This window comes from Staphylococcus sp. EG-SA-17 (genome assembly GCF_017151845.1).
Taxonomy (GTDB): Bacteria; Bacillota; Bacilli; order Staphylococcales; family Staphylococcaceae; genus Staphylococcus; species Staphylococcus aureus.
This window is the reverse complement of the sequence record NZ_JACVZO010000007.1, coordinates 74,094-92,733: the sequence shown is the minus strand read 5'-3', so window position 1 is coordinate 92,733 and position 18,640 is coordinate 74,094. Positions and strand designations below refer to the sequence as shown.

At 33.5% G+C, this 18,640-nt stretch carries 15 protein-coding genes and 1 pseudogene; 3 read left to right on the top strand and 13 right to left on the bottom strand.

Features of this window, described 5'->3' with window-relative positions:
- Entirely contained in the window at positions 1-915 is a 915-nt protein-coding gene (gene rbsK, locus IDG65_RS05225) for a ribokinase (RefSeq protein WP_000182743.1), read from the top strand.
- Positions 916-1,011: 96 nt separating this feature from the next.
- Here rbsK and IDG65_RS05220 read toward each other — a convergent pair.
- Positions 1,012-1,146: pseudogene (locus IDG65_RS05220) on the bottom strand (hypothetical protein).
- Between the two features lie 19 nt (positions 1,147-1,165).
- Here IDG65_RS05220 and IDG65_RS05215 point away from each other — a divergent pair.
- Positions 1,166-1,927, top strand: a complete 762-nt coding sequence (locus tag IDG65_RS05215) for a class I SAM-dependent methyltransferase (RefSeq protein WP_000031266.1) — start codon at positions 1,166-1,168, stop codon at positions 1,925-1,927.
- 494 nt (positions 1,928-2,421) lie between these two features.
- On the opposite strand, the gene IDG65_RS05210 is transcribed toward IDG65_RS05215, so the two are convergent.
- Entirely contained in the window at positions 2,422-3,858 is a 1,437-nt protein-coding gene (locus tag IDG65_RS05210; protein WP_000163986.1) for a 6-phospho-beta-glucosidase, read from the bottom strand.
- 15 nt (positions 3,859-3,873) lie between these two features.
- Complete coding sequence (locus tag IDG65_RS05205) at positions 3,874-4,665, bottom strand: PTS sugar transporter subunit IIAB (protein WP_000066927.1); 792 nt, start codon at positions 4,663-4,665, stop codon at positions 3,874-3,876.
- Positions 4,666-4,813: 148 nt separating this feature from the next.
- Here IDG65_RS05205 and IDG65_RS05200 point away from each other — a divergent pair, with 148 nt between their 5' ends.
- Positions 4,814-5,518, top strand: coding sequence for a GntR family transcriptional regulator (locus tag IDG65_RS05200; protein WP_000922316.1), 705 nt, complete (start codon positions 4,814-4,816; stop codon positions 5,516-5,518).
- Between the two features lie 225 nt (positions 5,519-5,743).
- Here IDG65_RS05200 and IDG65_RS05195 read toward each other — a convergent pair whose 3' ends face one another.
- From IDG65_RS05195 to IDG65_RS05150, 10 genes are all read right to left on the bottom strand, one after another.
- Entirely contained in the window at positions 5,744-8,035 is a 2,292-nt protein-coding gene (locus IDG65_RS05195; RefSeq protein ID WP_000062639.1) for a nitric-oxide reductase large subunit, read from the bottom strand.
- Positions 8,036-8,375: 340 nt separating this feature from the next.
- A complete protein-coding gene (gene lrgB / locus IDG65_RS05190; protein ID WP_000607067.1) occupies positions 8,376-9,077 on the bottom strand; it encodes an antiholin-like protein LrgB in 702 nt (233 codons plus the stop codon).
- The gene (lrgA, locus tag IDG65_RS05185; RefSeq protein WP_001792906.1) at positions 9,070-9,513 is read right to left on the bottom strand and encodes an antiholin-like murein hydrolase modulator LrgA; all 444 of its coding nucleotides are present in this window, start codon (positions 9,511-9,513) and stop codon (positions 9,070-9,072) included. The genes lrgB and lrgA overlap by 8 nt, the downstream gene beginning before the upstream one ends.
- Positions 9,514-9,625: 112 nt before the next feature.
- Positions 9,626-10,366, bottom strand: coding sequence for a response regulator transcription factor LytR (locus IDG65_RS05180; RefSeq protein WP_000645456.1), 741 nt, complete (start codon positions 10,364-10,366; stop codon positions 9,626-9,628).
- 2 nt (positions 10,367-10,368) lie between these two features.
- On the bottom strand, positions 10,369-12,123 hold the full coding sequence (locus IDG65_RS05175) for a sensor histidine kinase (RefSeq protein ID WP_000950281.1): 1,755 nt from the start codon (positions 12,121-12,123) through the stop codon (positions 10,369-10,371).
- A 245-nt stretch (positions 12,124-12,368) separates the two neighbouring features.
- On the bottom strand, positions 12,369-13,043 hold the full coding sequence (gene scdA / locus IDG65_RS05170) for an iron-sulfur cluster repair di-iron protein ScdA (protein WP_000608837.1): 675 nt from the start codon (positions 13,041-13,043) through the stop codon (positions 12,369-12,371).
- Positions 13,044-13,186: 143 nt separating this feature from the next.
- A complete protein-coding gene (gene tarS, locus IDG65_RS05165; protein ID WP_000975348.1) occupies positions 13,187-14,908 on the bottom strand; it encodes a poly(ribitol-phosphate) beta-N-acetylglucosaminyltransferase in 1,722 nt (573 codons plus the stop codon).
- Between the two features lie 32 nt (positions 14,909-14,940).
- Positions 14,941-16,629: a teichoic acid ribitol-phosphate polymerase TarL gene (gene tarL / locus IDG65_RS05160; RefSeq protein WP_000240920.1), complete on the bottom strand. Its 1,689-nt coding sequence runs from the start codon at positions 16,627-16,629 to the stop codon at positions 14,941-14,943.
- A gap of 21 nt (positions 16,630-16,650) precedes the next feature.
- Positions 16,651-17,676 carry a ribitol-5-phosphate dehydrogenase gene (locus IDG65_RS05155; RefSeq protein ID WP_000610203.1) on the bottom strand — a complete coding sequence of 342 codons (1,026 nt, stop codon included), beginning with the start codon at positions 17,674-17,676 and terminating at the stop codon, positions 16,651-16,653.
- Positions 17,669-18,385, bottom strand: a complete 717-nt coding sequence (locus IDG65_RS05150; protein ID WP_000872486.1) for a D-ribitol-5-phosphate cytidylyltransferase — start codon at positions 18,383-18,385, stop codon at positions 17,669-17,671. The genes IDG65_RS05155 and IDG65_RS05150 overlap by 8 nt, the downstream gene beginning before the upstream one ends.
- Positions 18,386-18,640 lie beyond the last annotated feature (255 nt).

Sequence of the window (18,640 nt, the reverse complement as noted above, 5' to 3'; positions counted from 1 at the left end):
ATGACCAACAAAGTTGTTATTTTAGGTTCAACGAATGTCGATCAATTTTTAACAGTTGAAAGATATGCACAACCAGGCGAAACATTACATGTTGAAGAAGCACAAAAAGCATTCGGCGGAGGTAAAGGTGCCAACCAGGCTATTGCCACTGCACGCATGCAAGCAGACACAACATTTATTACTAAAATTGGCACTGATGGCGTTGCTGATTTCATCTTAGAAGATTTTAAAGCGGCTCATATTGATACATCATATATTATCAAAACAGCTGAGGCAAAAACGGGCCAAGCCTTTATCACTGTGAATGCAGAAGGACAAAACACCATCTATGTTTATGGTGGTGCGAATATGACGATGACACCTGAAGATGTTATTAACGCAAAAGACGCTATAATCAATGCAGACTTTGTCGTTGCACAATTAGAAGTACCCATCCCGGCTATTATATCTGCATTTGAAATTGCCAAGTCACATGGTGTGACGACAGTATTAAATCCTGCACCAGCGAAAGCATTACCTAATGAATTATTGTCACTAATCGATATTATTGTGCCAAACGAAACAGAAGCCGAATTGTTATCTGGGATTAAAGTAACTAATGAACAATCTATGAAAGACAATGCTAATTACTTTTTATCTTTAGGCATTAAGACTGTTTTGATTACGTTAGGTAAGCAAGGTACATATTTTGCTACTAAAAATCAAAGCCAACACATCGAAGCTTATAAAGTAAATGCGATTGATACAACTGCTGCAGGCGACACATTTATTGGTGCATTTGTCAGTCGCTTAAACAAGTCGCAAGATAACTTAGCAGATGCTATTGATTTTGGTAATAAAGCGAGCTCACTCACTGTACAAAAACACGGCGCGCAAGCATCTATTCCTCTACTAGAAGAAGTAAATCAAGTTTAAATGAATCAAACACAGCTATGATTTGAAGGTTTAGCATATAACATGCAACATTCGTATATCATGGCTGTGCTTTTTATCTTTATAAAACATCATCTACTAGAAATAATTTTCCACTAAACCTATGCTTGATGACTCATGTTTAGTTATAAATGAAGTGACAATTTTTTGTCATCTGTTTAACTTTCAAATTATCGCATATAAATATGCTATATTAATGATAATGATTATCAATTAATAAGGAGGTTATGTTATGTCTAAAGAAGCCGGTCATACATTTTTAGCTAAATTAGGAAAAACTCGTCTACGCCCCGGTGGTAAAGAAGCAACAGATTGGTTAATACAACAAGGGGCATTTTCACAAGATAAACAAGTGTTAGAAGTGGCATGTAATATGTGTACGACATCTATTTATCTAGCTCATACATATGGCTGTCACATTCAAGGCGTTGATATAAATAAGAAAGCATTAGAAAAAGCACAAGAAAATATCTCAGCAGCAGGTCTTGAATCATATATTCAAGTTCAACAAGCGAATGCTGTTAAATTGCCCTTTGATGACAATCAATTCGATATCGTTTTAAATGAAGCAATGTTAACAATGTTACCCATCGCCATAAAGGAAAAAGCATTACGCGAGTACTACCGAGTCTTAAAGCCTGGGGGTATCTTGTTAACACATGATATTGTCATCGTTAATGAATCACATGCCACACATGTAGTTAAATCATTATCTGCAGCAATTAATGTCAATGTCTCACCGCAGACGAAACTTGGCTGGTTAGATTTATATCATCAAGCTGGTTTTAATCATGTACATTATCATACTGGTCCAATGAGTTTAATGACACCTAAAGGTTTAATTTATGATGAAGGTATTGTCGGAACTTTAAAGATTATCAACAATGCTTTAAAAAAAGAAAATCGACCAATGTTTTGTAAAATGTTTAAAACGATGACTAAACTGCGAAAAGATATGAATTATATTACTTTTGTCGCTAAAAAAGAGCACTAAATATAATGCCACTAACTGTACTTTATATCTATGTTTGACTGTTACTTTAATTTCTTTGTGACACTAATCATCTACTTAACAATATCGTTATCGTTGATTAGTAGGTCATCAATTTTGGTTAAAGACTTTTATAAACACTCAAACATTAACACTATACATACTTAGTTAGTGGCATTATTTTTTTCTTAAAATTTTAACATCACGGGATTGGAACAGAAATGATATTTTCGCAAAATTTATTTATGTCCCTCCCCAACTTGCACATTATTGTAAGCTGACTTTCCGCCAGCTTCTATGTTGGGGCCCCGCCAACTTGCATTGCCTGTAGAATTTCTTTTCGAAATTCTCTATGTTGGGGCCCCGCCAACTTGCACATTATTGTAAGCTGACTTTCCGCCAGCTTTTGCGTTGGGGGCCCGCCAATACAACACTTTAGGTCCTACTATATTAATTTATGTCTCGGGCTCTAACTCTAAAATACTTATAATATACCTTTATAATTTATCTCCATTTGATGCTATCACTTGTTTATACCAATAGAACGAATCTTTTTTCAAGCGTTCCATCGTGCCATGACCATCATTATCTCGATCAACATATATTAAACCATAGCGTTTCTTCATTTCACCAGTTGTAAATGAAACAATATCAATGATTCCCCACGGCGTATAACCGATTAAATCTACACCATCTTGATCAACTGCTTCTATCGCTGCTGTAATATGTACTTTTAAATATTCAATGCGATAATCATCATGAATATGTCCATCTACCACTTCATCAACTGCACCAAAACCATTTTCCACAATAAAAAGTGGCAACTGATAACGATCATATAACACATTCAATGTATATCTTAAGCCATCTGGATCAATCGCCCAACCCCAATCACTCGTTGCGATATGCGGATTCTCCACAGAATGATTCAAACCACCGTTGACGATGTTGTTTTCAACTGTAGTATCAACATCATGTTTTACAGCCGTAGACATGTAATAACTAAAGCCAATATAATCAACCGTGCCCTGCTGTAAAATACTGTCGTCCCCTTCTTGCCATCCAAAATCATATCCTTTTCGTGCCAACATTTTTTTAGCATAGCTTGGATAATAACCTCTTACTTGAACATCCGGGAAAAAGAAACGTAAGCGATTCGCAATTTGTGCTTCCATCATATCTTTCGGATGACACGAATATGGATAAATGGGTACATGTGAAATCATTGTTCCAATCTTAAATTTCGGATTAATCTCTTTACCAAGACGAACCGCTAAAGCACTGGCTAAAAGTTCATGATGTGCTACTTGATACAAGACTTCTTCGGGATTATCATTTTCTGTTAATGCTACCCCAGAATTTGTCCATAAAAAGATAGGATTTGATGTGTCCATCTGATTATTAATTTCATTAAACGTCATCCAATATGTCACTTTATCTTTATATCTTTCAAATACAACACGCGCAAAATGCACAAAATAATCGACAACTTCTCTATTTCTAAATCCACCATAATGTTTCGCTAAATGAAGTGGCATCTCAAAATGTGATAACGTCACAACAGGTTCAATACCTTGTGCAATTAATTCATCAAAGATACGATCATAAAAGGCAAGTCCTTCTTCATTTGGCACATCTTCATCCCCATTCGGAAAGATACGTGTCCACGCAATCGACGTACGTAAACATTTCAATCCCATTTCTTTAAACAAGGCAATATCTTCCTTATAACGATGATAAAAATCAATACCTTCATGATTTGGATAATAGTGATTTGGATCTATAGATTCTGTAATCTGACGTGCTTTGCCATGTGCACCACTCGTCATAACATCAATTACACTTAATCCTTTGCCACCTTTATCATATCCACCTTCAAATTGATTTGCGGCAAGAGCGCCACCCCACATAAAATTTTGCGGTAATTTTGTCATTATTACAACACACTCCTAGTTTTTAAATATTTTAAAAATAACATCTTCAGTCGTAATGATTTCATTCATTGTCAGTTCTACTTTTCCTAAATCGGCAGAGTTGCTAATAACGACAATAACGTCTGAGTTATAACCTTGTTCCTGAATATATTGTTGATCGAATTGTAACAGTGTTTGCCCAGCTTCAACACGATCATTTTGCTTTACAAAGCACTTGAATCCTTTACCTTCCAAGTCAACTGTATTCACGCCAATATGAATGACTATGTCCACACCTTCTTCTGAACGAATACCGATAGCATGTTTAGTAGGTACAATCATAGATATTAAACCATTGAACGGTGCGATTACTTTGGATTCTTCATGAGCTTTGATTGCCAAGCCTTCACCTACCATTTTCTCTCTAAAAATTGAATCTCTTACTTCTTTAAGTAAAATACGACGACCAGCGATTGGTGCTTTCACTAAAATCGGTGTTGTCACTTTTGCTTGAGGTGTATAACTTGTATCTTGGCTATTAATATTGTCAGTATTCGCACCCTCTTCAACATTAGCATCCTTAATTAATCGCTGTAATTGCTGATACACTTCATCGACATTTCCGTTTAATTTTATGACTAACTGCGCATCATTTTCTGCTACAGATGTCACATCAACTATTTGTTTCACTTCATTTGCTGTAGAAGGAATTGTATGTTGCATATGAATTGTAATGCCCTTCGTGTCATACGTTACATCAACAATGTTTTCGACACCACCCACAGCTGTAAGAATGTCTTGGGCTTGGTCTTTATATTTATTACTCATAAATATTACCCCCTCAACTTGATAGTAGAATGAAAATGTATTTACTTACCTCCAATTATAATTGTACCGGTTCATTTTGTAAATGACGATACAATTATAATATTTTGTGCTATAATAATTACAGACAAAGTGAAATGAGGATAAAATATTGTTAAAGTACGAACATATTGCTAAGCAACTTAATGCGTTTATACATCATTCTAATTTCAAACCTGGTGATAAGTTGCCAAGTGTAACGCAATTAAAAGAACGTTATCAAGTAAGTAAGAGTACTATCATTAAAGCATTAGGCTTATTGGAACAAGATGGTTTGATCTATCAGGCACAAGGTAGCGGTATATATGTGAGAAATATTGCAGATGCAAATCGTATCAATGTTTTTAAGACCAATGGTTTTTCTAAAAGTTTAGGCGAACATCGAATGACAAGTAAGGTGCTTGTTTTTAAGGAGATTGCAACGCCACCTAAATCTGTACAAGATGAACTCCAATTAAATGCAGATGATACCGTCTACTATTTAGAGCGATTAAGATTCGTGGACGATGATGTTTTATGTATCGAATATTCTTATTATCATAAAGAAATCGTGAAATATTTAAATGATGATATTGCTAAGGGCTCTATCTTCGACTATTTAGAATCAAACATGAAACTTCGTATTGGTTTTTCAGATATTTTCTTTAATGTAGATCAACTCAATTCAAGTGAAGCGGCATTACTACAATTATCTAAGGGCGAACCATGTTTACGTTATCACCAAACGTTTTATACAATGACTGGCAAACCTTTTGATTCGTCTGACATCGTATTTCATTATCGTCATGCACAGTTTTATATTCCTAGTAAAAAGTAATACATACATCAAAACGTCTATATTCCAGTTATAAACCGGAGTATAGACGTTTTATAAGACATAATTTCTTTAAAAACAGTGAGAAGTACATTTTTAATCAGAAAATTACTTTATACTGTTCTTTATGTTTACATGATCTAAGAACTTATAGTTTGAATCCTATTGTATAATATCTCTTCCCCTCAAACGTTAAAACACACTAAAATCACTCGGTAATATGATGATCTATACTCTGTATTTTGGTTTTAAGTGTCTGTATCCCCTTATAAAAATAACTACTAATATAATGACACCTACTGTGAATATAATGTCCCAAGGCATTCTCCCCCACATGATTGCTTTTACAAGTGGTTGTTCATAAAATGACGTTAGTCTTGAATGCCAATAACCATGTTCTAATGCATCTTTAAGTTGGATATAACCTACTGGCATTAATGTAACGAACACCATACCTGCCAAGCCAATATTTAAAGCCCAACATGATATTTTAATCCATTTTTCAACTTTCGGTGTCCAAAATTCTTTTTTAGTAATATTTTTAAAAACATACAACGCAATTGCAATTGAGAACATACCATACACGCCAGCCATAGAACCATGGGCATGTGCTGCAGTCCATTGCGTACCATGTTCAAAGTAGTTAACTGCTGGTGTGTTAATTAAAAAGCCTAATGCTCCAGCACCAATTGCATTCCACAATCCTGTTGAAGCAAGAAAAATAAATGTACCTTTGTAAGGAAAAGCGATGTCACTATTCTTATATAAGCGATAGTGTGTGTATGCTTCCCAAATTAATAAACAAAGCGGCACGACTTCTAATGCTGAAAAACAAGAACCCAGTGCTAGCCATATGGAATGATCACCTTGCCAATAGTAATGATGACCCATACCAACAATACCTGTACCTAGTAATAAGATTAATTGAAAATATAATGCACGAATCGTCGTTTCAATGGTAGTTAATTTCATATTAACCATTAAGAAACCAATCAACACTACGGCAAATGCTTCAAATATACCTTCAACCCATAAGTGAACAATCCACCATCGCCAGTAATCGGCAAACGTCACATGTGAATTCGGCATTATAAATAATGATGCAAGATAAAATAACGGAATTGCAATTGCTCCAACAAACAATAGCGTCAATAAGTGACGTTTATCATGATTCACTTGTACTTTGTTGCGAATAGCTGGTAAAAAACCTCGACAAAGAATGATAACCCATAAGACCATACCTACTATAAATAATATTTGCCAAAATTTACCTAATTCTATATATTCCCAACCAAAGTGCCCGAATAGCCACCAATGAGAATCAATCCAACCTAAAATATGACCCCATTCTCCAATCATGCTGCCCATCACAACTATGATTAAGGCCCAAAACAAGATATCTACTAATACGCCTTGTTTCTTTGGTTCTTTGCCCAATACTTTAGGTACAATGTATATTCCTGCTGCTAACCAAGTCGTAGCAACCCAGAAAATAACTAATTGCACATGCCATGTCTTCGCAATATTAAATGGAAAGAGCCTTTGTATTTCTATACCAAAAAATTTATTCTCTACATAATAATGTGCCAGTAATTCGCCTAATAATATTTGAACCAAAAATAGTAACATGACAACGACTAAATATTTCCCAACTTTTCGTTGACTATCAGTGATTTTACGATCCACTTCAATCTTTGGTAGTTCCCGTTCCGACTCATACGTCGGCTTCATGTCAAATTGATAACGCTTTTGAATATATATAATGAATGCCAAGCCTGCAATCAGTAATGTTACAGATATAGCAGTCCATAAAATCCCTGCACTAGGCAACGTATTTCCTGCATCCACATCGTATGGCCAATTATTTGTATATGAAAATGTTTTTCCAGGTCTATCTGTTGACGATAGCCAAGCACCCCAGAAAAAGAATTGACTTAAATGTTCAACTTTATTTCCTGCGACCATATAATCATCATTTTGAAACTGTTTAATCATATTTTCATTTAACCCTACTTGTTTAGGGTTATTAACAAACTCTTTTTTATAATAATCTTGCAAATATTTTAGACCGTATACTTGTCCTGGCGTTAATACAAGTTGATCTTCTTTTTCAGAATAACGATTAATCCGTATTTCTTTCATCACTTTATCTTTAACTACGGCTAACTCTGCATGATTTAATTTATGAAGTTGCTTATGATAAATATCTTGTGCATAATATTTACGCATGCCAATCAGGTAATGATGTAATGCCTCTGCTGTATAATCTGGACCTAAATAGGAACCATTGCCTAGGTAGGAGCCATAATCTGTTAACCCATATTTCTCATATATCGCTTGCCCACTGATCAGCTCGCCTTTTGTAACAAGCGTATGACCTTGTTGATCTACTATCTTTGTTGGACGAGGTGCTTCATTTTTAAAAATATACCAACCACCTACTAGTAAAATTGAAAACACAATCACTAAAATCGTTAGTAGCACTTTAACTAAACGTTTATATGAACTTTGCATACTCATTTATAAAATCTCCTCTTAATTGCATTCTTACATATAAGCATACGCCGTTTTTTTATAAAGTGTTGATGACATTAAGTAATTTCAAGAATTTGTCGAAAAATATTTAATTGAAATTTCACAAATGATATAACTTAAATTTTAATTCTTGTTTAAATTAATTCGTTCTACCATTTTTCAAAAGTGGCAATACATAAAACGAACGCCTAAATACCATAATTCCTAGTAAAAAGTAATACATACATAAAAACGTCTATATCCCAGTTATAAACCGGAGTATAGACGTTTTTTTACGATAATAACAATGGCTCAAATTGCTATTATCTTGCTTAGGTTTTTCGTTTTAGAAGAATATTGCTACAAAGACAGGCACAACTGCTACAACAACTACACCAACTAACACTAAAGCTATACTTGCCATTGATTCTTCTACAGGTCCTAATTCTTTGGCTGGTGCTACACCTAATGTGTGACCACTTGTTCCAAGTGCTAATCCTCGGGCAATAGGGTTAGTAATTCGGAAAAGCTTCAAGAATTTATTACCTAGGGCATAAATAATGACACCATTTAAAATAACTGCTAATGATGTTAATTCTTTTATACCACCGATACCAGCTGATACTGGTAACGCAATCGCTGTAGTTGCTGCTTGAGGTAACATTGATAAAATAACATCATTGGCAAATTGTGCTAACTTCGCAAAAGTTAAAATAATTAATAACGCTACAACTGTACCGATACCAATACCTCCGATGATACGATGCCAATGTTTAACAAGCACTTCACGCTTTTTATATAACGGAATCGCAAAACAGATTGTTGCCGGTTCTAAGAAGAAGTAAATAATATCTCCACCTATTTTGTAAGTCTTATACGGAATGCCTGTTAAATAGAGGAAGGCCACACCAAATACCATACTGACAAATAGCGGTGCGAATAAGAAGAAACGATTAGTTTTTTCAAATAATATGGTCGCTAAGAAAAATGGTATAACGGATAACAGTATTCCGAAGTAAGGTGTGTTTAGTGCTAAGTGGTTAATCATGAGCTTGTGCCTCCTCTATTTTGATCTTTTTTGTGACTTTGTCACCTTTAGATCTCGAAGTAACTTTCATAATAATTTGTGTGACATAGCCAGTACAAATAAGTAATAGTATTGTTGAGACGATTATTAGTCCAATGATTAAAAATGGTGCTTGGCTAATGACACCTAAAGAGTTAACAACTGAGATACCGGCTGGTACGAAGAGTAAGCCAATGTTATTTGTTAGTGTCGTTCCTACTTTTTCGACTTCGCCTAACTTAACAGCACCAGTACATAATAATACAAATAATAATACTAAACCGATTACTGATGCAGGCATAGGAATTGGCATAAATGATTCAATTATTTTCGATACAAAGAGTACTAAAGCAATTACAATGACTTGGTGAAAAAAGTGTGCTGGTTTTGATGCGTCTTTTTGTTGTTTCACGACCATTGCCTCCTACGTTTGATTTAACTAAAGTATAGATGGCTCACTTCGATTTGCGTGATTTTTAGTCCGAAATACAAAATATCATAGGTAAAATGCATAAAAAAAAGGATTACTGTTAAAGTAATCCTATCGACGCTTTAAAATCTTTCATAAATGAACGTCCAACTTGCATCTTGACACCATTTGTCAATATTACCATATAAGTGTAGTTAAACCATTGTTGCACTTCTTTAATGTGTTTCGTGTTAATAATATATGAACGATGAATACGTATGAAATAAGCGGGATTCAATCGTTTTTCATAACGATTCAATGGCTCTGTTGTTTCGTATTTATGATTTGTTGTATGTATGGTTGTAATACCATTATGTGTGCCAATCCCAATAATATTTTGTTGCTTTAACATGTGAATTTTATCGTCAATTTCAACAGGTAAACTTTGATCAAAATTCGCCGACATATCATTCGCAATTGCACTTGCGCTATTATCATCTTTGGCTTTAGTCGCACGAACTTTATTGACTGCTTGTTCAATACGTTTTTGACCAAACGGTTTCAAAATATAATCTGTCGCATTTAATTCAAATGCCTGTACTGCGTATTGGTCATGTGCAGTTGCAAAAATAATCGCAGGTGGCTCTTTCATCTTTTGAATTTTAGCTCCTAATTCGATACCATTTTCATCCATTAAATTGACATCTAAAAATATAATGTCATATTGATTTATCAGTAGTGCTTCCAATGTTTCTTTTACATTTTCTGCCTCATTAATTTCTTCAAAACCACCAATTTCATTTAATAAATATGTTAATTCATTACGTGCTAATGGCTCATCATCTATGATTAATGCTTTCATATTTATTCCTCCTCTTGTCTTTCATAAGGAAGTACACACCAAAAAGTGGTACCGCTCGATGTCGATTCAAATTGTAATGCTGCGGATTTTCCAAATAATCCTTTTAGGCGTAAGTTTAAATTTTCTAAAGCACTACCAGTTCCAGACTCTGATTCTACAGATGTTTCTCCCAACAAATGCATTTTATCTTTAGAAATACCCTGACCATTATCTTGTACAATAATACGTACATGTGTTGCAGTTTCTTTAATCACTGACACGTCAATATCGTTACCTTGCTTTCGATTCGTAAACGCATGTTTGATGGCATTTTCAACTAAAATTTGAATTAAAAATGGTGGTACAAGCACATCGCGATACTTGTCTTCAACATTAATATTGATATTAAATCTTCCTGGATAACGTGCTTGTTCGAGTGATAAGTATGCACGCACTTGACTTAACTCTTTATCTAAAGTAATCGTATGTTGCTTTGAGCCTTGTAAATTCGCTCTGAAAAAATAACTCAATTCTAATAGTAACTCTCGTGCCTTTTCGCTATTTATTCTAACTAAAGCTGAAATCGTGTTAATTGAATTGAAGAAAAAATGCGGACTCACTTGTGCCTGCAATGACTTAATTTCAGCATCTTTCAATAACTTACTTTGCGTTTCGGCTTCACCAAGTTCAATTTGGCTACTAAAAATATTTGCCAATCCTTCTGCAAGTTGACGTTCCACAAAAGTTAAATCATTAGGGTTTGTAAAATACATCTTCAATGTACCGACGATAGAACCATGCATCTCAAGTGGTATCACGATAGCTGCTCTAAGCGGGCAATTCGGATGACTACAACCAATCTCTTCTTTAGTATGAACTTCTTTCAACTTTCCTGATTTCAATACATCTTTAGACAGACTTGTTAATATTTCATTTGTTGGTATGTGATGATCACTACCTGCACCTACATGCGATAAGATTTCATTTTTGCTTGTAATTGCTACGGCAGATACTTTCATTAAATTTTTAATAATCATCGCAATTTGCTGTGCCGATTCTCTATTCAATCCTTCTTTAAAATACGGCAATGTCTGGTTCATCAATTGCAGTACATCATGTGTTTGAACAGCCTTCATTTGCTCCTCTTGCTTTAATGTTGAAATGATAATAGACATAAAAATCGCCGTACCAACGCTATTAACAATAATCATTGGTAGTGCAATTAATGATATGAGGTCAACCGCATATGCTTTGTCGTGGGAAAATGTTAAAATGCTCAACATTTGAATCATTTCCATAACAATTCCAATCATGGCACTTTTCGCAATACTCGGGTAACGCTTGCGTCTTTGAGCTTGTAAACCAAAATAACCAGCAATTATACCGATAAATATAGATGAGATAAGATAAACTTGTGCATCCGCCCCACCCATATACACTCTGAAAATACCTGAAATAACGCCAACAAATAGACCTACAAAAGGGCCACCAACTAATCCTGCGACACCTATTGTCAATACACGTGTGTTAGCTAAAGATACATCATCATCTAAACGGAAGTACACACTTCCTGACAAACTATGTTGATGATCGATGACGATACCAGTTAAATTAGACATTAAGGCAAACAAACTGAAAATAATACATAATTGCCAACGTGCTTTCCATGTACGTCGACGATTCATTAAGTTTTTAAAATATGGAATATTCATCAACACATAGGCCAAAATAATAATTAAACCTACACGCTCAAGTAATAACATTGTTAGCGATAGCACGATAGCACCTCAGTGAATTATAATTATGTTTATTTTATCATAATAGTGCATGTAAAATTCATGAATAAATTATTAAAAAAACACGATACTATTTAATTACCTATACCATTAAAATTTCATATCAATTCTTATGCTAAGTTGACAATTTTCCTTTTCAAAATAATGACTATCATGTCACTAAATTTCTGTTAAGTATAGCGAAAAACTGCTGACATTACTTTGCCAACAGTTTCTAATCGCGTTATTTATGATACTTTTTTAAATAAAACATGATTCTCTAAATGAACATGCTCATGTGTTAACACTTCAAGTGCTTTTAATCTCTGATAAACGAGTCGCCAAGTACCACATGCCTCTATCGGTGGTTCATAGCTTGATGTTAAATCGCTCATTTTCACTAACAATTGTCCCGTTGCAATGTGATCAGATACTAAATCATCAATCACTGTATTAATATCGTCTACTACTTCACCTTGTTCATATTTAATGAGTTTTGGAAAATCAACATCATCTTCTTTTTGCATATGCTCTAACATGCCATTTTTAAATGTATCGTATGTTGCTTTTAACTCAACTAAATATGGATGATTAGGTCCATGTACTTTCGATAACTTTGTCACATAAGGTGTTAAATTTTTAAATTCTTCTCTTAGAGGTTCATGATATGCTGCTTGAATATATTGAATAAGTGATGAAACATTTAAAAATTTAGGATTTAACGAACCTGGTGTATTCGTTTGTTCAACTTCATTGAGACGTTGTAATAATTCGTTCAAATCTACATTTTTCTTTTCTAAGACTGCTGCTTCTATACTTACTTGTCCGCCACAACAAAAATCTATTCCCACACTTCTAAAAATATCTGCTGCTTTCGGATAATCAGTTACTACATCTGCTACTATGTCATTTTTATTTATCATTATAGATAACCTCCTCATTTTCAGTGTATACAATTTAATGTATTTGAAAATGATAAACGAGGAAATGTCATAATCATGTCATAAACAGCAAAATAAAACCCTCAAATCATGTTAGTTCACATAGATTTGAGGGCATTTATTATTTATTTTAGCGAGTAAGTCATATGTGCAGTGTTTAACTTAACAATATTTTTGAAGTCTCGCTTCTTAATATCTTTACTAAGTAAGATTTCCACTTCGTTTTCTGACGTTTGGCTTAACATTCCCATCACCATGTCGTCTTTTAGCACGACACTAGCCATACCTTCTTCAAATACATAACCACGATCCAGACCGGTTAAAATGATTTTGTTTTTACCTTTTAACTTCATTGAGATTGAATCCGTTAATGTAATAGCTGTAAAGTATAACGAAATGTTATTAAAGTCTTTTGTGAAATACGGTGTTAATCTATAAAAATCATTATTCAAATGAATTAATGCACTTGTTTCTGCAGTATATGCATATTTATTACGTTGATTACCAACACGCACTTCAAATACTTCCGTACCTATTTGGACTTCTAAGAAAACATCCCAAATTTTTTCTTTAGGTAAATCCGCTTTAATATCTTCTAACATAATGTTAAAACGATATTGTTTATTCGCATTGACAGTTAAAGGTACATACATTGTGTGCTTCTTGTTTCGTGAATGTAATTTAAGTCTGACATCATAATGTCCTTCGCCAATCATAAATTCATTTAACGTTAGCTCTGTAACAATTTTATGATTATCAAATTTAAATGCTGTCATTTTCACTTTTGGCTTAGCGATATCAATGCCTTCAAAGTATGGTTCGCCTTCATTGAATTGAATGTTTAATTTACCATCTACAATATCAAAACGGTAGTATTGACCTTGACGGTAACTTTCTTCTACAGTTCTATAGTTGTCTATATCTTTCGCTCTCGCGTAGTGCAACAATGGTCGTAATTTACTCATCACCAATGCATCTACACGTTCTGGAACTGCTTGTATAAAGTCTCCTAGAGCATTAATCCATTGCGGTTGATCTTCTAGTTTAACTTTAAGTGAGAAGCCATTCGTACGAGAAAAACTAAAATGACGATTTAAAAATTCTGCTAAGATTTGATCTTTATGAGCTTCTTCTAAATCTGCATTTAATATTTCTACAGCAATCAATCTCATGACTTCGTAAAAGTCTTCAGGTGAAACATACGCACTACTCATATGTTCCCCTTCACGCTTTGTAGCATAATAATACGCTTTATCACTTAACACACTGATTCGATTTGCATTCAAATATGCTTTCATTGTAAATAATTGATCTTCTGCACTCTTTAATTCTTCTGGAAAATAAATGTCATTATCTTTTAGTAATGCTGTTCTATAGATTTTAGTCGGGCTTAAAGTATAGATAATTCTTGAATTTAACAATGTAACTTCAGGTGCTGTTTCTTTAAACATAGATTGTGGTACACCACGACCATTAACACCTTTCATTTTAATCAATAAGACATCTGAGTGATGTTCATCAATAAATGCTGCTGCATCCTTTAAAGTCTCTTTGTTTATATAGTCATCGGAGTCCACAAATAATACAAATTCACCTTCTGCTTGTTTTAACGCCACATTTCTAGGTTTACCTGGACCACCAGAATTTGTTTCGAGTTGACTTACTTTCAAGTTCAATTTATTGCGATACTTTTCAACTATTTGTAACGTTTGATCTGTTGAACAGTCATCAACTACAACCACTTCAAATTCAGTTTTCGGAAAATCTTGTTTCGCAAGGCTATTAAGTAATTCTGTTATATACTTTTCTGAATTGTATGTTGGAACTATTACTGAAAATTTCATCATTATACCTCTCCCACTTTGAATACTATATAAACTTAGCTACCAAATAAATTTCTGACTAAACGCTCACTTGATCGGCCATCTTGATATTTAAAATGTTTATCTAAGAATGGAATGACTTTTTCTCCTTCATAATCTTCATTGTCCAAGGCGTCCATTAATGCGTCAAATGATTGCACAATTTTACCTGGAACAAATGATTCATATGGTTCATAAAAATCACGCGTCGTAATATAATCTTCTAAATCAAATGCATAGAAAATCATTGGCTTTTTAAATACTGCATATTCATATATTAAAGATGAATAGTCACTAATTAATAAATCTGTTATGAACAGTATATCATTAACTTCTCTAAAGTCAGAAACGTCAACAAAATATTGTTTATGTTTGTCTGCAATATTAAGTCTATTTTTCACAAATGGATGCATTTTAAATAATACAACCGCGTTATTTTTTTCGCAATATCTTGCTAAACGTTCGAAATCAATTTTGAAAAATGGGTAATGTGCTGTACCATGACCACTACCTCTAAATGTTGGTGCGAAAAGAATGACTTTCTTACCTTTAATAATTGGTAATTCATCTTCCATCTCTTGTTTGATCTGTGTCGCATAAGCTTCATCAAATAGTACATCAGTACGTGGAACACCTGTAGGCACTACATTTTTCTCTTTAATACCAAATGCTTCAGCGTAGAATGGAATATCGGTTTCAGATGATACATAAGCTTTTGTATAGCTACGATGATTTAATGAATCAATAAATGGTCCACCCTTTTTACCAGTACGACTAAAGCCAACTGTTTTAAAGGCACCAACGGCATGCCATACTTGAATAACTTCTTGAGAACGTCTAAAACGCACTGTATAAATCAATGGGTGAAAGTCATCAACAAAGATGTAGTCTGCCTTCCCAAGTAAATATGGCAATCTAAACTTGTCGATGATGCCACGTCTATCTGTAATATTCGCTTTAAAAACAGTGTGAATATCATACTTTTTATCTAAATTTTGACGTAACATTTCGTTATAGATGTATTCAAAGTTTCCAGACATCGTTGGTCTAGAGTCTGATGTGAACAACACCGTATTCCCTTTTTTCAAGTGGAAAAATTTCGTCGTATTAAATATCGCTTTAAAAATAAATTGTCTTGTATTAAATGATTGTTTGCGGAAATACTTACGTAATTCTTTATATTTACGAACGATATAAATACTTTTAACTTCCGGAGTCGTTACAACAACATCAAGGACAAATTCATTAACATCGCTAGAAATTTCAGGTGTAACAGTATAAACCGTTTTCTTCGAAATGCCGCCTTTTCTAAATTCTTTTAGGTAAGTCTGCAATAAGAAATTGATTTTACCATTTTGTGTTTCTAATTCGTTGTATTCTTCTTCTTGTTCTGGCTTTAGATTTTGATATGCATCATTAATCACATCTGGGTTTAACTGTGCAATATAATCAAGTTCTTGCTCATTCACTAATAAGTACTTATCTTCAGGTAAGTAATAACCATTATCTAAGATAGCTACATTGAAACGACAAACGAATTGATTCCCATCTATTTTGACATCATTCGCCTTCATTGTACGTGTCTCAGTTAAATTTCTTAATACAAAATTACTATCTTCTAAATCTAGGTTTTCACTATGTCCTTCAACGAATAACTGAACACGTTCCCAATAGATTTTATCTATATATATCTTACTTTTAACCAACGTTAATTCATCCTTTTCTATTTACATAATCCATTTTAATACTGTTTTACCCCAAGATGTAGACAGGTCTGCTTCAAAAGCTTCTGTAAGATCATTAATTGTTGCAATTTCAAATTCTTGGCCTTTTAACAACGCTAATTTATCTACAATATCTGGGTATTGAATGTATAAGTCTACAACATCTTGGAAATCTTTTGAACCACTTCGACTACTACCAATCAACGTTAGTCCTTTTTCCAATACTAGACGTGTATTAACTTCTACTGGGAACTCACTTACACCTAACAGTGCAATGCTTCCTTCTGGTGAAATGTAATCGATCATTTGATTTATGGCTGATTGACTACCGCGACCACCCACACACTCAAATGCATGATCAAATGTTAAGCCTTCAGGTATTTTATTAATAAAGAAGACATCATCAACAAATGAGAAGTGACTCAATTTATAATCTGTTTTACCAAAGACATATATTTTAGACTCTGGATATAATTTACGTAATAAAATGGCTGTAATGTAACCTAAGTTACCATCACCCCAAATACCAAATGTATTTTTATTTGAAATAGATTTCTTTTCAAAACGACGAATAGCATGCAAACTTACTGTTACAAGCTCTGTATATGAAATAATACTTAAATCAATATCATCAGGTAGTGGTACAGCTCTATCATGATTTAGCAACACAAAATCTTGCATAAACCCATCATGTCCACTTGATCTGAAGTAGCTCGATTTTAAATAGTTTTCAGCAATGACATCGTCTTTTTCTGTCGGCGTATTCGGTACCATAACTACTTTTGTACCTTTATTAAACACACCTTTACTGTCAAATACGACCTCACCAACACCTTCATGAATTAAAGACATTGGCAATTTCTGAGATAAGACATTCTCATCACGGCTACCAGTATAATATCTTTGATCGGCAGCACAAATTGACATATATAAAGGACGTACAATGACATAGTCACTGTAAATATCTACGTTGTTATACGTAACTTCAAATTGTCTAGGTGCAACTAATTGATATACTTGATTAATCATCGGCAATACCACCTCGAATAATAGCATTCGCTACTTTTAAATCGTAAGGTGTTGTTACTTTAATGTTATATAACTCACCTTTTACAAGTCGAACCGGTTTGTTTGTTTCTACAATAATCTTACAAGCATCAGATAAAATACTCTTTTGCTCATCACTCAACTGTGCATAGCTTTCTTTTAATAAATTTATATTAAACGATTGAGGTGTTTGACCTTGGTACATTTCATTACGCACTGGAATTGCATCAATCGTTTGATTATCTTTAGATGTAACAATCGTATCTATAGCATCAATCACTGTGTCTACTGCACCGTACTCTAAAGCAGCTTGAATATTTTCTTTAATAATACGATGCGTTAAAAATGGTCTAACTGCATCATGTGTCACAATAACATCGTCATCGTTAATACCATTTGTTGATTCAATATGTTTAACGATATTCATAATTGTATCGTTACGATCGCTACCACCTTGAATGACTTCAATTCTTTCATCAGAAATTTTGAATTTTCTAAGTGTATCTTTCGTATGCGTCATCCATTGTTGTGGCGTCGCGATAATAATTTTTTCAAAATCATTAATTAAAATAAATTTTTCTAATGTATGGATTAAAATCGGTTTGTTGTCTAAATCTAAAAATTGTTTAGGTAAAGGTACGTTACCCATTCTTGAGCCTATACCTCCAGCTAGAATACCAGCGTATTTCATAAAATACTTCCTCCATTCAACTATATCTATATTTAATTATTTAAATTTCGTTGCATTTTCCAATTGAAAACTCATTTTAAAATCAAAACTCTAAATGTCTATGTATTACTTAAAATTATACATATTTTGCTTATATTTTAGCATATTTTGTTTAAACCTATATTACATTATATCAGACGTTTTCATACACAAATAATAACATACAAGCAAACATTTCGTTTATTATTTATATCACTTAACTAATTAATTTATAAT

Coding starts and splice junctions, on each gene's coding strand:
- rbsK (WP_000182743.1), top strand. CDS start 1: ATGACCAACAAAGTTGTTATTTTAGGTTCAACGAATGTCGATCAATTT.
- IDG65_RS05215 (WP_000031266.1), top strand. CDS start 1,166: ATGTCTAAAGAAGCCGGTCATACATTTTTAGCTAAATTAGGAAAAACT.
- IDG65_RS05210 (WP_000163986.1), bottom strand. CDS start 3,858: ATGACAAAATTACCGCAAAATTTTATGTGGGGTGGCGCTCTTGCCGCA.
- IDG65_RS05205 (WP_000066927.1), bottom strand. CDS start 4,665: ATGAGTAATAAATATAAAGACCAAGCCCAAGACATTCTTACAGCTGTG.
- IDG65_RS05195 (WP_000062639.1), bottom strand. CDS start 8,035: ATGAGTATGCAAAGTTCATATAAACGTTTAGTTAAAGTGCTACTAACG.
- lrgB (WP_000607067.1), bottom strand. CDS start 9,077: ATGATTAACCACTTAGCACTAAACACACCTTACTTCGGAATACTGTTA.
- lrgA (WP_001792906.1), bottom strand. CDS start 9,513: ATGGTCGTGAAACAACAAAAAGACGCATCAAAACCAGCACACTTTTTT.
- IDG65_RS05180 (WP_000645456.1), bottom strand. CDS start 10,366: ATGAAAGCATTAATCATAGATGATGAGCCATTAGCACGTAATGAATTA.
- scdA (WP_000608837.1), bottom strand. CDS start 13,043: ATGATAAATAAAAATGACATAGTAGCAGATGTAGTAACTGATTATCCG.
- tarS (WP_000975348.1), bottom strand. CDS start 14,908: ATGATGAAATTTTCAGTAATAGTTCCAACATACAATTCAGAAAAGTAT.
- IDG65_RS05155 (WP_000610203.1), bottom strand. CDS start 17,676: ATGATTAATCAAGTATATCAATTAGTTGCACCTAGACAATTTGAAGTT.
- IDG65_RS05150 (WP_000872486.1), bottom strand. CDS start 18,385: ATGAAATACGCTGGTATTCTAGCTGGAGGTATAGGCTCAAGAATGGGT.